Source organism: Halomonas sp. XH26, assembly GCF_024138895.1.
In the GTDB taxonomy this organism is placed as follows: Bacteria; Pseudomonadota; Gammaproteobacteria; order Pseudomonadales; family Halomonadaceae; genus Vreelandella; species Vreelandella alkaliphila.
The window spans coordinates 853,629-867,865 of record NZ_CP071889.1 but is presented as its reverse complement, the minus strand read 5'-3'; the positions used below and the strand labels follow the sequence as shown (position 1 = coordinate 867,865).

Sequence of the window (14,237 nt, the reverse complement as noted above, 5' to 3'; positions counted from 1 at the left end):
AGTGAATGCAGCGATCTAAAACCCCAACAACCGCTTACGTATAGGACGAATAGAGAACAGGACTAATGCGCCTAAAGCCAACCACTCGACAGATGCAGGTAGCAGCTCCTGAACTTGGCTGGCCTGCTGAACCGGATCCCATCCCGTCATTGCTAGCCCTTTATCAAACACCCAGCCGATCAACACCGTCACCAGCAGAATGCTGACGAGATAAACCGCTAACGCTTGGTTTCCAAACTCACGCCGCAGAATAGCCAGGGTGGCTAGGCTCGTTACAGGACCAGCAAGCAGAAAGACTAACGCCATTCCCGGTGAAATGCCCGCCAATAGTAAACCAGCAGCAACGGGGGTGGCTGCAGTAGCACAGATATACAAGGGAATGCCGATGACCGCCATAAGGATTAGCGCCAACAAACCACCCGAAAAACCTACCAGAGTTTCTGGCGGCACAAAGGTAACCAGCACCCCCGCCAACAATAAACCGGCAAACATCCAGCTACTGATGTCATCCAATAAATCACTGAAGGCATACTTCAATCCTGCAATTACCCCCGTCAACTCAGTGGCATGTGCGTTAGCGCTGTCAGCGTCACAGCCTTTTGATGCACAGCAACTGCTAACAGGGGTGCTTTTCGGCAGCGCTGCTTGGCCGGTAAAGCCCACTAAAATGCCCGTCACTATGGCAGTTACCAAGGCTCCCAACACCCGCGCCAGGGCCATTAAAGGGCCCAAGAGCACACTGGTGATGAGCATTGAATCCACCCCAACGCCGGGTGTACTAATCAGGAAGGACGTGGTTGGCCCACGGCCCGCCCCACCCCGATGCAACGCCAGCGCGGTGGGAATCGCTCCGCAGGAACACAGTGGCAACGGCATACCAATCACCGCTGCGCGTAAAATGCTGCCCAGTCCACGCCCCCCCATCCAACGCTGTAATAGATGTTCTGGCATTAACGCCTTAATTAATCCTGCAATCACCAGCCCCAGCAGCAGCCAAGGTGCGGCGCTTAACGCAATACTCAACAGCTCATTGATCAAACTCATCGTCGGTTACCTGCTTGTTAGTCAAGAGAATAACGACTAGCCTAAACCCTGTAATCGTTACAGGGTCAAGCCTATGAAACGCTACTATCGTATCGGGGAAGTTGCCAGCCAAACCGGATGCTCGCCGGAAAGCATTCGCCATTATGAAAAGCTGGGATTACTGGCACCGCCACAGCGAGGAGAGCAAGGCTACCGGTCTTATGATCAAGCGGCATTAGAACGCATTGGCTTTATTCGCCATGGTCGTAGCCTGGGGTTAGATCTGCACAGTATCCAGGAGTTGTTAGCACTTTCCGACAACCCCGACACCGACTGCACCGCCGCCGATAATATTGCCAGCCGTCATCTAGAGCACTTAGAAGAACGCATCGCTGCCTTACAAGCACTGGCAGGCGAACTGCGCCAAGTGGTTCACCAATGCCGAGGCGGCAAGGCGGCTAACTGTCAGATCATTCAAACGCTGTATGACCACCAACCCACCTGCACCGAGCGGGGATGCGGAGAAGTAACGGCGTAAAGGCTGCCCCCAGCAATATCGCAGTTCAGTATCGTAAAAAAGGAACACCGCATGATTGAGACAAGGGAACAACTCGATGCCATTAAAAAGTCATGCTATTCGATGGTGACCAAAAGCGCAGGGATTTCGGCGGGCACCGCTATCATTCCCATACCTGGGCTGGATATCGGCTCTGACGTGGCTATCTTAATGCGCATAATTCCCAAAATTAACGCTCAGTTTGGGTTATCGCCTGAACAAATCGAAAGCCTAGATACCGAAACCAAACTCTTTGTGATGACCGCCATTTCCAATACGGGAAGCAAGTTAGCCGGAAAATACATCACCAAGAAGTTAATCATAACACTGCTGAATAAGATGGGCGTTAAAGTCGCCGCCAAAGGGGTTACTAAGTTTGTTCCCTTTATTGGCAGCGCCGTAGCAGGCACTATTAGCTTTACCGCCATGAAGTACATGGGCAACAGCCATATTGAGGATTGTTACAAGATTGCCTTGGCAACTCTGGAAAACAAGCAGCTACCTCCAGTGGCAGAGCCTGCGACCTTTATCCCTGCCGACAATCCTGCTAATTCCCATTAGCGGGTAGCGATACGCCCTGACAGAGTAGTTTTCACCTTGAGACAGCGATTAACACGCCTAGAAGAATTTACAGTGTCATCTATGGACTGGAACTAGGGCTATATCGTTGGCCTGCATGAGTATTACCCATGAGCAGCAAGCTTAGTACTCCAAAACAGGCTAGCCCTGCCAACAACATTGCCAAATGAAAACCACTTTCCATCGCGCGGGTAAAAAGGTCTTGAAGAGCGATTGAGGTATTGGGGAATACGTGCTGAGTAATAGCCTCGCGCGCAATCTGTTCCACCCTACCCACTCCTTGCCCTACTCCTTGCTCAACTACAGCAGAAGCAGAGGCAAAAACATGAATTGCCCGCTCACTCATTAATGTACCAAGCAGCGCAATACCAATTGTCATGCCAGCTTGGCGGAGTGCATTCATTGTTGCAGAGGCGGCTCCCGATAGTTCGGCAGGTGCTAGGCTCATCACGGCAATGCTCGTGGCAGGAACTGCCAGCCCCACCCCGATACCGAGTAACGCAAACCATACACCTACAATCCAGTAAGGTGTTTGTGCCGTGGCCGTTGCCATTAATAGCAAAGCAAGCCCAGCGAAGCCGTATCCTACTGCCGTTAACCGCCGTAGAGGAATCAGCTTATTTAATCTTCCGAATAGCAGAGAAACACACAGCGTCATGACAAATTGCGGCATCATGCGCCAGCCAGCCTCAACAGGCGACCAATGCTGAATCTGCTGGAGAAAAATCGAGAAAAAGAACAGGCTGCTGTAGTAAGAGAATCCCAATATGAACGAGGCAAAATTCGCCACTAAAAAAGCGCGCCCCTGCAGTAGTGCTATCGGCAGTAAAGGCCGCTCTACTCGACTTTCTACCACCGCGAACAGTACAAAGCTGATCGCGGCGACCATCAAGGCAATGCCCCCCATTTTGATATTTTCCCCTGCCTCAATCATGCCAAAAGCCAATGCGCCCAGGGCTACCACACTGAGAACTTGGCCCAACGGATCACGTGCAGCGTGTTCGGGATACTTACGCTCTGTAATGCCGTACATGCCTAGCACCACGACCAATATACCCAGAGGAAGATTAATCAAAAAAATGCTCTGCCAGCCAAAATGATGCAGCAATAGCCCCCCGCATAACGGCCCCAGGATTAGCGCCAAGGCGTTGGAGGCTGACCAAGCACCGATTACGTGCGAACACTCCTTTGGACCGGGAAAGGCAGAGGTAAGAATAGGCATAGCACCACAGATCAGGAAAGCGCCTGCAGTTCCCTGGATGGCCCTACCCACCAGCAACACGGGCAATGACGGCGCCCAACCGCACAGTACCGAGCCCAGTGTGAACAGGATGACACCACTGAGCCAAGCGCGCTTTTGACCATACCTATCCGCTATTGGACCCGCAGACAGCATGAACCCAGATAGGCAGATCGCATAAGCGTTGACTACCCACTGCAGCCCTACGATATCGGTGCGTAATGCCGTCTGCATGGTAGGGAGTGCCACGTTGACGATGCTGATATCAAGTGTGGCAATAAAGCTTCCAAGACAAACAGCGCACAATGCGCCGTAGCGGCGAGAAGGCTGCATGACAGTTCCTTACGGTGAGATAGAAAAGTACGTGCTCTTTGCTTAAGCATACAAATCGACCGACCGTCGGTCAATATATTATACTGTATCGATCGCCTATGCTCTGAGCCTTAGCTCGCCTAAACTAGGCCGTATTTTCTAAGGGATGTTGAAGCCAACCAAGAGTTAAAAATCGACATAATGGATCATAAGACAACGAAGCCAACGCCGCAGGCAGCTAAAGCGCCAAGAACCAAACCGGCTGAAATTCGCCTAAATGAGTTGATGACTGCCGCCGAAAAGCTCTTCCTGGCCAAAGGCGTTGAAGCCACAACAATCAACGAAATTGTTAAGGAAGCCCAAGTTGCCAAAGGCACGTTCTATCACTACTTCTCATCCAAGAACGACATGCTGGTTGCGTTGGGTGAACGGTACACGGCTGACTTTCTAGCGCGCCTCCAGAAAGCCCTGGATGCCTGCCCAGACCACGATTGGCTGCAGCGATTGAGAACATGGATTGAAGTCAGCGTCGAAGTGTATGCACAAACATACCGAACGCACGACATCGTCTACACCAATCATCACCATCATGATCGTTCCAACCAAGCCAGGAACGCCCTTCTTGATCAACTGCTAGACATCATTGAAGGTGGACAATTGGCGGGCACCTGGCGAGTGGAGCAACCAAGGGTAGTGGCCCTGCTTATTTATTCAGGGGTGCATGGCGCCACAGACGATATCATTGCAGCCAAGGCTAACGACCGTGCACGCTTTGCACACCAAGTGGCAGATGCTTGTCTGCATATGCTGCCCCCTCCGGAAAAGACAGCCAGATAAACTTTTTTATCTCGGATCTCAGCGCCTATGATTAACGCCTTTGCCGTATCCAACTATCGCAGTCTGAAAAACGTTGTCTCCCCCCTAACAGGCCTTAATGTGGTTACCGGGCCCAATGGGTGTGGAAAATCCAACCTGTATAAATCGCTGCGGCTACTGGCAGAGACGGCTAAAGGCAATCTGATCTCATCGATTGCCCAGGAAGGCGGGCTTGATTACACCTTTTGGGCTGGCCCGGAAAAACTCACCAAAAGCATGAAGGATGGCACTGCGCCCATTGAAGGCTCCGCCAAGAGAAACAATTCCCGCCTTAGGCTGGGTTTTGTAGGTGAAGACTTTGGTTACGCCATTTCACTGGGAATGCCCGCGCCGCAGGGGTTTGCTGGCTACGGGGACCCTTCCATGTTCCAGTTCGACCCCGAGATAAAGCGCGAGTGTATCTGGGCTGGCGACGTCTGCCGCCCCAGTAGCTGCCTGATCGACCGAGTCGGACCAGTGGTGAAAGTGCGTGTTGGCCGCAAATGGCAGGTTTACGACGCCCATCTCAATAGCTACGAAAGTATTTTGAATGAAATCAGTGACCCGATCGCCGTGCCTGAGGTTCATGCGGTCCGGCAAGCCATTCGTAGTTGGCGCTTCTATGATCAGTTCCGAACCGATTCGCAATCTATTATCCGCACACCCCAGATTGGTACCCGCACCCCGGTGCTGGATCACGATGGCCACAGCCTAGTGGCCGCGTTACGAACCATCCACGAGATTGGCGACAGAGAAGCGTTGTACGAGGCGATTGAAGATGCCTTTCCCGGCGCAACCATCAATTTTGCAGCCGACGCCAGTAACCGCTTCCTATTACAATTTCTTCAGGATGGGCTACTGCGCCCGTTAAACCAGTCGGAATTATCCGACGGAACGCTTCGCTATCTACTGCTGGTGGCGGCGCTGCTCACCCCTCGTCCGCCCTCCCTATTAGTGTTAAACGAACCAGAAACCAGCTTGCATCCGGATCTGCTGCCTGCTTTAGGGCGTCTGATTATCCGCGCATCGCAGGCAACCCAAGTGTGGGTGGTTTCCCACGCGCCACGCTTGGTGGCCACTTTGGAAAAAGAGGCTGCCTGTAACGCGATTGCTCTGAATAAAGAGTTTGGCGAGACCGTTATCCTCGGCCAGGGATGGTTGGACGAACCGCCCTGGCATTGGATGGATTAAATAGAACGCTAACGAACCGTGGGCACTAGCGTTTTGTCTTTTCAACCTAGATTGCCTAGAAGCCCTTTTCGCTAACTAAAGCGTAGCTGCTGGGGCGCTTTAGATTGATCAAAACGTAGGCTCATCACTATCAGTCCAATAAAAATCACCCCAAGCATCAGCCATGCCTGCTCAAACCCTCCCAGCAAGTCTTTTATCAACCCCGCCGCGATAGGTGCTAAAGAGGCAATCAGATAGCCGATGCCCTGTACCCAAGCAGTAAGCTGACCAGCCAGCACGGGATCGTCTGAGTGATCCATAGTGATGATCAAGCTTAAGGGAAAAAGGCCACCGATTCCTAACCCCAGAAGTGCGGTTGCTAACCAAGCCATTGTTTTAGGCATTAGCCCAAGAAGCAAAAAGCCCGCCACCGACAACAGAAGTACCAGCAATAACACCGGGCGACGGTCTTTCATTTGTTGAGCCAGTATCGGAAACGTTAGGCCAGCCATCACCTCGATGGCCGTTAGCCAACTAAGCGCCAGCCCCGCTTGCGTTTCAGACCAACCTAAATGGATAAAGGTGGGCGGAATCCAAGCAAGAAGGCAGGTGTAACCCGCCGTGCCTAAACCAAAGAAAATCGCCAACGACCAAAACCGAGGCTGCCACGCCATCGCTGAAAAAGCGATGCTAACGCTGTTGTTTTGACTAGGGGCTGGCAGTACTTGCCTGCGCATCACCCAGCCAACGAGCCCTGCAAGTGCTAAAAGCCCCCATAACGCCAAGGCGTTCTGCCAGCCAATATAATCACTCACTACAGGGGTAATGGCAGAGGCGAGAGCCGCGCCCCCCATAATGGAGGCAATGTAGAACCCCATCACCATTGGGGTTTTCTCGCCTGCCGCCTGTTTTATCACCGCAGGAAGTGCGGCCTGGATAAACGCTATGCCAATGCCGGCACCCAGCGCGGCTACCCATAAGCCTGTATACCCGAAGCCAAACCAATGCAACGCGTCCGATAAAGCAATCGACACAAGCGCCAGAGTAATCACGCTGTTAAAGCCGATCCGCTTTGCGAGCAATGCGCTAGCAAAACACCCCAGCCCCATCGCTAGTACCGGCAACGTGGTTAAAAGCGACAACTGTGTAAATGAAAGGCTTACATCGTGACGGATTGCCTCAACCAGAATGATCAGCAGGATCGTTCTTACCAACGGTATTGATCTCGAATTGCTATTGCGCATACCCACTGCCCACCCTTTATCGGCCATTGCTAAATAAGAATCGGCGCTTACTGTAAAACCTCAGGTTAACTTGAGGTCAAGAGAAATAGTGGATCAGCGCATAGACTCTAGGGAAAGAGCATTAAGTGTGGGCGAGGTGGCGAAAAGGAGCGGACTTAAAGTATTAACGATTCATGTCTACGGCGCTGCTAAACGCCGCCGCTAAAATAGAAACATCCGCAGCGTTGGTTCCGTCTCCAGAATTGCTGTCAGCGCTGCCAATAGAATCAGTACACAGATGACTTTATTGGTTACCGACAGCCTTGCAACGTCACTGCGATGGCTGCGTAATTACCCCTTTCAAGTAAGGCGCAACGCGGCCTTTGATAATCACGCGGTCGCCTTCTATCTCGCAGCTCAGCGCACCTTTGCGGGCACCACCCTGGCGTGCAGTAAGCTGCTGTTTACCCAGTTTTTTCGCCCAGTAAGGCGCAAGCGAGGTATGCGCCGAGCCAGTAACGGGATCTTCTTCCACACCGACTTTGGGGCCGAACCAACGGGAGACAAAGTCTACATCGCTGCCTTTCGCAGTAACGACAATGCCGCGCCCAGGAAGGCGCTTCAATTGCTGCATGTCCGGTGCTAGAGATTCAATCAACTGCACATCGTTAACTACCACCACGATATCGTCCGATATCAGCAGCGCTTCGATCTCGTTAATCCCTAACCCTGCCTTTACCTCAGTTTCCATCGCCAAGGGTTCGACTATCTTTGCGGGAAAGTCCATCGCCAGTTCGTTGCCGTCACGCTGCACTAAAAGCTGCCCACTGCGGGTCTCGAACTGCAGTGTTTCAGCGCTATCGCCCAGCACATTAAAGATCACCCACGCCGCCGCCAGCGTGGCATGACCACACAAATCCACTTCCACTGAAGGGGTAAACCAGCGCAGGTGATAGCCAGACTCAGTCGGCACAAAAAAGGCGGTTTCAGAGAGGTTGTTCTCCGTGGCGATTGCCTGCAACAACGCATCATCCAACCACGTTTCCAGCGGGCAAACCGCCGCAGGGTTACCTTCAAACGGCTTAGAGGCAAACGCATCTACCTGGTAAAGATCAATATTCATTACAGCCAGCCTTTTCTATCGTCATGGATCATTATGTTTTGGATAACACGTGGCTTTTGGCAAGGGTATTTTAGCAACAAGTGAGTAGGGCCTGGCCTAGTCCGCCTCAACAGCGGCCCGCCCTTTGATGATAGAACGGGCAAGCATCAGGTACGCCACCGAGCCACAGGCGGCCATGGCCAGGATGACCGCTTCAAGCGTATGCGGCAACATGGCAGACAATGCGCTCAGCAGCCCGGCAACACCGAACTGAGCGGCGCCCAAAAGCGCTGCGGCCGTTCCGCCACTGGTGGGAAAGTACTCCAAAAAGCAGGCCTGAATATTCGGCGAGATCGCCCCTACCGCACCGATGGTCAGCATCATGGCGGGCAGGAAGGCGTACAGCGGCCACTCCATAAAGGCAGCCACCACCAATAACAGTATTCCAACACCCTGACAGCCCGTTGCCAGCTGCAGGATACGCAGTGACGATAGCCTGGAAAGCAACACTCGATTGAGAATATTGAAGATAAGCATCGCGACGATATTCGCCGCAAACAGCATTGAAAAGGCTGATGGAGATTTACCGAAATGCCCCTGATAGATAAATGATGCATAGGTGATAAACATCATCAGAGTAGAAAATGAGGCAGCCTGCCAAACGATGAACGGAAGGGCCGGCTTTGTCGACAGTACCATTTTGTAACGCGCCAGCAGGCTCATCTTAGGGCTTTTCGCTCGAGACACCTTGCCCGTACCGGTAAAAAGCACCCGCACCAACAACGGCACTAGAAGCACCGCGTATACCGCCAAAGCGAAAAAGATATAGTGCCAGGAACCCAGCGCCAGAATCGCGCTACCCACGCTCGGCGCAATGCCAGGCGCCAGCACCATGATAAAGCCCATCATCGAAAACAGTTTCGCGGCGTCGCGGCCCGCCACCCGGTCGCGCACCAGCGCCGGCACAGATACCAGAGTAAAACCGGCGCCAAGAGCCTGAACTGCCCGCCCGACGAGCAGCGTGTTCAGAGAATCCGCCATACCAATGACAATGCTTGAAAGCGCAAAAATCGCCAGGCCGCTCATCAACACCCGCTGGCGCCCGAAGCGGTCTGAAAGCGCACCGCCGATTAACTGACCAAACGCCATCGCGAAGACATACACTGAAACGCTCAGCGACACCGCCTGCTGAGAAACTCCCAGCGATTCGCCAATAACCGGAAAAGCTGGCAGGTACGTATCCATGGAAAACGGGCCCAGCATCATGGTCAATGCCAAGCTCAGCACCACAATGAACGGCGTTTTAGATTGGGTCATAGAAGCTCGCGGTAAAGGGGCGTAATGATGGACAACACCCACAATATGATACCGACAGTTGCTATCAAGGCAATCGAATAGGTTGGTGGCTTGCTAATGGGGCTTTAGGAGCTGGGGTTCGAGAGTAAGGTTATGAGAGCAGGGGTTTGAGAGTAAGTGGACAGCGCCCAACCAACAACAGGTATGATTGCATAGCGCATTTAATACCAACGAGGAGAGCCGAATGCCCGCCTACATCGTACTAACCCGTGAACACACTCACGACAACGAAGAAATGAAGCGCTACAGCGAAAAGGCCAAAGCTGCCCGCGAAGGCCACGACCCACAGCCGCTGGCCTTTTATGGTGATTTTGAGGTACTAGAAGGAAGCGCCATGGAAGGTGCGGTGATTCTACGCTTCCCCGACATGACCGCCGCCCGCGCCTGGTACGAAAGCCCCGCCTATCAGGAAGCCCGCAAACACCGTTTCCAGGGTGCCGACTATCGCGTTTTTCTAGTGGATGGAATAGAAGAGGCTTAATGGGCAAAGCCCCTGCGGTCGCCAGCGAGGGGTACAGCTATCGCAACAAGATGAAATGTTCGATCAGCCGAATCATCAACGTTTTCTGATCCGGTAGGCTTTCCGCCACCAATAGAGCCAGGGCCACTAGGGTATTGTCATTAATCAGTTGCTCTACTGGCTTTGCCAGCAACGCGGCGTTGCGGCGCAGGTACCACAAGAATAAAAACGAGCCGCAGCGTTTGTTGCCATCGGCTAGAGGATGATTCTTGATCACAAAGTAAAGCAGGTGCGCGGCGCGAGTGGCGACGTTAGGGTAAAAAAGCTCATCCCCAAAGCCTTGCTCAATGGTGGCCAGGGCGGACGTCAGACCGTCACCCCGCAACTGACCGAATAGCTCGGTGGCCTCCCCCTTGCCAATCAGGGTCTGTTTCAACTCACCGATGGCCTGAAGTGCCTCTTCCACCCCTAAAGGCTGCATACCTGGCTGTTTGATGCCCACTTCCGCCAACTGCTGCTCATCGTAGCCCTGTAGCAAACTCCAGGAGCGGGCGTAATCGCTAATCACACGGGCAACCGCTTCGCCTTCGGTTGAAACCAAGCCTTGATTGGTCAGGGTTCGGCTGAGCAAACTCACCGCCTGCTCAAACTCTATGCCACGCTCAGTTAGGCGGCGTTGATTTAAGGTATAGCCTTGTACCAAATGTTCTTTTAATACTTGAGTTGCCCACTTTCGGAAATGAGTGGCACGCTTCGAACTAACCCGATAACCAACAGAAATAATGGCATCAAGGTTGTAGTGTTTGGTGCGGTATCGCTGCCCATGCTCAGCCACATGTTCCAAAATGGAACATGTGCTGTCTTCACTCAGCTCTCCACTCTTATAAATATTACTTAAATGTTTGGTGATTGCAGGGCGCTTGGTGTTAAACAGTTCTGCCATCTGTGCCTGGCTTAACCAAACGGTCTCTTGTTCCAGCGTTACCTCGAGGTGTGATTGCCCATCTTCGCTGGTGAATATCTGTATTTGCTGATCATTCATGAGTGCTGCCTCCCAGGTTTACATCAAACGCTTTATGGCTTTAAAACAAGCACCTCCCAAGCAAGCAGCACTCAATACGGCAGTAGTCACCTTTCCATACTAAAAGAGAGATTCAAGCGCGCCCGCAATCAGAGATTAAGTAAACCTTATCACAAAAACTGTTCATTTATACAGCAAAATATCGCCATGATTCTGCCAAGCAAAATTAGACGCTTCAACGCACAAAAACCATCACCACCAGCACCATGGTCAGCAGTAGCAAGTATACCCTGGCATGAATACGGTCAGGGATGCGCCCGATCCAAGTCGATGCCAGGCGGATACCGAGCCATGAGCCCACGGCGAGTACCAGCAAGGCGCGCAGGTCCACATAACCGGCATACCAGCCCCCCAGCGCGGGGTGATTTGACGACAGCAACACATACGTCGCGGTACCACTTACCGCCATGGGCAACGATAGCGGATTGGCCATGGCGGTGGCTGCCGTCATGCTCGCGCCTCTCCGGCGCATAAGCGGAACGGTCATCACACTGCCACCAACACCCAACAAGGCGGCCACCGCACCAATCAATGTCCCTGTCATCGCTGTTACCCCACGCCCCATAGGATGCACGTCGCTCTCCGCCTGATGCAGAAAACCGGGCCGCAGAACGGCATCCGCAATCGTGAGACCCAAATAGCCGATAAACGCCCAGCGCACCCACTCGCCACTTAACGACACGGCCGCCGCCGCGCCCAGCACAGCCCCCATGGCGATATAGCCCACCAGCGGACGCATCAGCTGCCACTGCACGGTCTGCCGTTGATGGTGACGCCATGTGGACAGCGAAGCAGCAAATACCATCAACGCCGTCGAGGTAGCCACCGCGATATGCATGGCCGCCTGACCGATGCCACTATTCAGCCCATGGACGGCCATCAGCAGGGTATACAGCAAAGGAACCACCACAAACCCACCGCCGAAACCGAACAGTACGGTGGTCACTCCGGCCAAACCACCACAAAGCAGCAATACGCTATACACCGGCACTCTCCTGATGAAACGAAACAGCAGGCACTATATGCTGGCACGGATTGGCCGACATTCGTCATTCGGACAACCATCAACGCATTTCAGCCAGGTTAACGCTAATGCTCAATACGCCTCTTTCAGATGTGGATCATGTGGCACGGCCCATCGTGGCCATCGGTACTGACTACCGCCCCGGCACCCTCCTTGATTTTCATACCCATCGGCGTGCCCAGTTTCTCTATGGCATGAGCGGCGTGATGGAAGTCAATACGGATGACGGCACCTGGATGGTGCCACCCTACAGCGGAGTCTGGCTGCCTGCGGGCAAGCGCCATCAGGTGCGCATGAATGGGGTGAGCACCCGAAGCCTGTATATCGAGCCCCACGTCGCGCCACGCGCTTCGCCCAACTGCGAGGTGCTGGTCGTAACGCCTCTCCTGCACCACCTACTGCTGGCTTCCGCCCACATCCCCGCGCGCTATGACGAAAACGGCCGCGACGGTGCCCTGGCTCAACTACTTCTATACGAACTGGAGCAGGCTCAGGCCCTGCCACTGTTTGCGCCCCTGCCCCACGACCTTCCACTCGCCAACCTGTGCAGAGCGTTTCTCAGCCAGCCAAACATTCACACGCTGCCTGACGAATGGGCCCGACAGTTGCATTGCAGTCAGCGCACCTTCAGCCGCTTGTTCCGTCAGCAGACTGGGCTCTCCTTTGGCGTATGGCGCCAACAGGCCTGCTTGATGGCGGCTATTCCCAGGCTGCTCTCCGGCAGTTCCGTTACCCAAACCGCGCTAGAGCTCGGCTACGACAGCCCGGCCGCTTTCTCCAGCATGTTTCGCAAGGTACTCGGCCAATCGCCCAGCGCTTTCGTCCGGGCGGCGTTAAAAGAGGATGGCGCCTTAAAATGATATATTCGGATCAAAAATTGAGCCGAATAGGCTTTTTATTCGGCTCAAGGATCATTTTGGAAGGGGATATGATTTAACAGGTTTATCGCCGTGCCGCCTTTGAGCGCGAAGATACCCTTCTTGGCGACAAGCACTTTCTTGAGTAGAGCTTTGTTATGTGCACTTGTAGTTTAAAAATTAGCACTTTACTAAAGAGTCAGCCCTGCGCTCTTTGAAAAATTTAAATAGGGTGTACTTTGAGTTAACAAAATATCTAATCCTTAAGGATTTCAGGCATTTTGCATCTTCTTACTGGGAAGTAGGTGCAACGCCCCCACCACCACCGAGCCCACCAACAAGCCAATCACCGCAGAACACAGCGTATTGAAACTCCAGCCTAGCAAGCCACCCAAGGCACCGGTTGCCTCGGCAATGCCATGCTCGACATGGTGTACCCACGCATAGGGCGCGTTGAACCAACCCGTTCCATCGGCACCCAGGTTGGCCATCAGAATATGCCCACCTACCCAGAGCATGGCGACGGTACCCACCACCGAGATGGTCGCTAGCACCTTGGGCATCGCAGTCACCAGGCTACGGCCCAGGGCCTGAATTGCCGAATTACTCCGCTGGGCAAGTTTCAGGCCGATATCATCCATCTTGACCAACAGCGCCACCACGCCATACACCAGCAGCGTGATGAAAAACGCAACCACTACTAGGCTCGCCATCTGTGACCAGAATCCCTGATGGGAGACAGTAGCAAGCGCGATTACCATGATTTCAGCAGATAGAATCAGATCGGTGCGAACGGCACCACTCACGATCTTTTTCTCGGCTTCCGGCCCCTTCTCTCCCGCTGGTTTTTCGTCGTCATGCTGACCGGATAGCTTATGCCAGACCTTTTCCGCGCCCTCAAAGGCTAGATAGGTGCCACCCACCATCAGGATGATCGGCAAGAGCGCGGGCAAAAAGTAATTTAGCAACAATGCCACCGGCAGGATAAAAATCAGCTTATTGCGGATCGACCCCAGCGCGATCTGCTTCACAATCGCCAGTTCCCGCTCCGCGGTTACCCCCTGCAAATATTGCGGCGTCACCGCCGTATCATCCACCACCACCCCGGCCGCCTTCGCCGTCGCACGCCCAGCAGCGGCACTCACATCGTCCAGTGATGCTGCGGTCAACTTCGCCAATGCGGCAATGTCATCCAGTAATCCTATCAAGCCGCCTATGGCCATGAATGCTTCCTCCGTGAATAACAGGTGCAGATAGTAAAGCACATAGCGGATCGGGCGAATGGCATCTTTTTGCGCCGAGGGTAGTATTGTTTTAGCCTGCATTCAGTCGAAATCACTCTGCCTCAGAAGGCAAGGGCTACGGGCTTAAATATGTATTTCATCCGAAATATATCCAC

The 14,237-nt window shown here is 53.4% G+C and carries 14 protein-coding genes; 6 read left to right on the top strand and 8 right to left on the bottom strand.

Features of this window, described 5'->3' with window-relative positions; translation table 11 throughout:
* Positions 1-15: 15 nt before the first annotated feature.
* On the bottom strand, positions 16-1,044 hold the full coding sequence (locus tag J4377_RS04010) for an SO_0444 family Cu/Zn efflux transporter (protein ID WP_253486926.1): 1,029 nt from the start codon (positions 1,042-1,044) through the stop codon (positions 16-18).
* Positions 1,045-1,117: 73 nt separating this feature from the next.
* On the opposite strand from J4377_RS04010, the gene J4377_RS04005 reads away from it, so the two are divergent.
* Together J4377_RS04005 and J4377_RS04000 are read left to right on the top strand one after the other, a co-directional pair.
* Positions 1,118-1,561 carry a helix-turn-helix domain-containing protein gene (locus J4377_RS04005; protein WP_038481832.1) on the top strand — a complete coding sequence of 148 codons (444 nt, stop codon included), beginning with the start codon at positions 1,118-1,120 and terminating at the stop codon, positions 1,559-1,561.
* 51 nt (positions 1,562-1,612) lie between these two features.
* Positions 1,613-2,140, top strand: coding sequence for a hypothetical protein (locus J4377_RS04000; RefSeq protein ID WP_120385650.1), 528 nt, complete (start codon positions 1,613-1,615; stop codon positions 2,138-2,140).
* A gap of 79 nt (positions 2,141-2,219) precedes the next feature.
* Here J4377_RS04000 and J4377_RS03995 read toward each other — a convergent pair whose 3' ends face one another.
* The gene (locus tag J4377_RS03995; protein WP_253486924.1) at positions 2,220-3,731 is read right to left on the bottom strand and encodes an MFS transporter; all 1,512 of its coding nucleotides are present in this window, start codon (positions 3,729-3,731) and stop codon (positions 2,220-2,222) included.
* A gap of 180 nt (positions 3,732-3,911) precedes the next feature.
* On the opposite strand from J4377_RS03995, the gene J4377_RS03990 reads away from it, so the two are divergent.
* On the top strand, positions 3,912-4,547 hold the full coding sequence (locus J4377_RS03990; RefSeq protein WP_253486922.1) for a TetR/AcrR family transcriptional regulator: 636 nt from the start codon (positions 3,912-3,914) through the stop codon (positions 4,545-4,547).
* Positions 4,548-4,574: 27 nt separating this feature from the next.
* Entirely contained in the window at positions 4,575-5,756 is a 1,182-nt protein-coding gene (locus tag J4377_RS03985; RefSeq protein WP_120385653.1) for an AAA family ATPase, read from the top strand.
* A 71-nt stretch (positions 5,757-5,827) separates the two neighbouring features.
* Here J4377_RS03985 and J4377_RS03980 read toward each other — a convergent pair whose 3' ends face one another.
* The 3 genes from J4377_RS03980 to J4377_RS03970 all read right to left on the bottom strand — a co-directional run bounded on the left by J4377_RS03980 (position 5,828) and on the right by J4377_RS03970 (position 9,377).
* Positions 5,828-6,979, bottom strand: a complete 1,152-nt coding sequence (locus J4377_RS03980; protein WP_253486920.1) for an MFS transporter — start codon at positions 6,977-6,979, stop codon at positions 5,828-5,830.
* A 310-nt stretch (positions 6,980-7,289) separates the two neighbouring features.
* Positions 7,290-8,081, bottom strand: a complete 792-nt coding sequence (locus tag J4377_RS03975; RefSeq protein ID WP_253486917.1) for a PhzF family phenazine biosynthesis protein — start codon at positions 8,079-8,081, stop codon at positions 7,290-7,292.
* 96 nt (positions 8,082-8,177) lie between these two features.
* On the bottom strand, positions 8,178-9,377 hold the full coding sequence (locus J4377_RS03970) for a multidrug effflux MFS transporter (protein WP_253486915.1): 1,200 nt from the start codon (positions 9,375-9,377) through the stop codon (positions 8,178-8,180).
* 223 nt (positions 9,378-9,600) lie between these two features.
* On the opposite strand from J4377_RS03970, the gene J4377_RS03965 reads away from it, so the two are divergent.
* Positions 9,601-9,897, top strand: a complete 297-nt coding sequence (locus J4377_RS03965) for a DUF1330 domain-containing protein (protein ID WP_038481820.1) — start codon at positions 9,601-9,603, stop codon at positions 9,895-9,897.
* 37 nt (positions 9,898-9,934) lie between these two features.
* On the opposite strand, the gene rhuM is transcribed toward J4377_RS03965, so the two are convergent.
* Together rhuM and J4377_RS03955 are read right to left on the bottom strand one after the other, a co-directional pair.
* On the bottom strand, positions 9,935-10,918 hold the full coding sequence (rhuM, locus tag J4377_RS03960) for a virulence protein RhuM/Fic/DOC family protein (RefSeq protein ID WP_253486913.1): 984 nt from the start codon (positions 10,916-10,918) through the stop codon (positions 9,935-9,937).
* A 214-nt stretch (positions 10,919-11,132) separates the two neighbouring features.
* Positions 11,133-11,942, bottom strand: coding sequence for a sulfite exporter TauE/SafE family protein (locus J4377_RS03955; RefSeq protein WP_253486905.1), 810 nt, complete (start codon positions 11,940-11,942; stop codon positions 11,133-11,135).
* Between the two features lie 107 nt (positions 11,943-12,049).
* Here J4377_RS03955 and J4377_RS03950 point away from each other — a divergent pair, with 107 nt between their 5' ends.
* Positions 12,050-12,841: a helix-turn-helix transcriptional regulator gene (locus J4377_RS03950; protein WP_253486904.1), complete on the top strand. Its 792-nt coding sequence runs from the start codon at positions 12,050-12,052 to the stop codon at positions 12,839-12,841.
* Between the two features lie 269 nt (positions 12,842-13,110).
* Here the strand turns inward: J4377_RS03950 and J4377_RS03945 are convergent, their stop codons facing one another.
* The gene (locus tag J4377_RS03945) at positions 13,111-14,163 is read right to left on the bottom strand and encodes a DUF808 domain-containing protein (protein WP_253486902.1); all 1,053 of its coding nucleotides are present in this window, start codon (positions 14,161-14,163) and stop codon (positions 13,111-13,113) included.
* Positions 14,164-14,237: the final 74 nt, after the last annotated feature.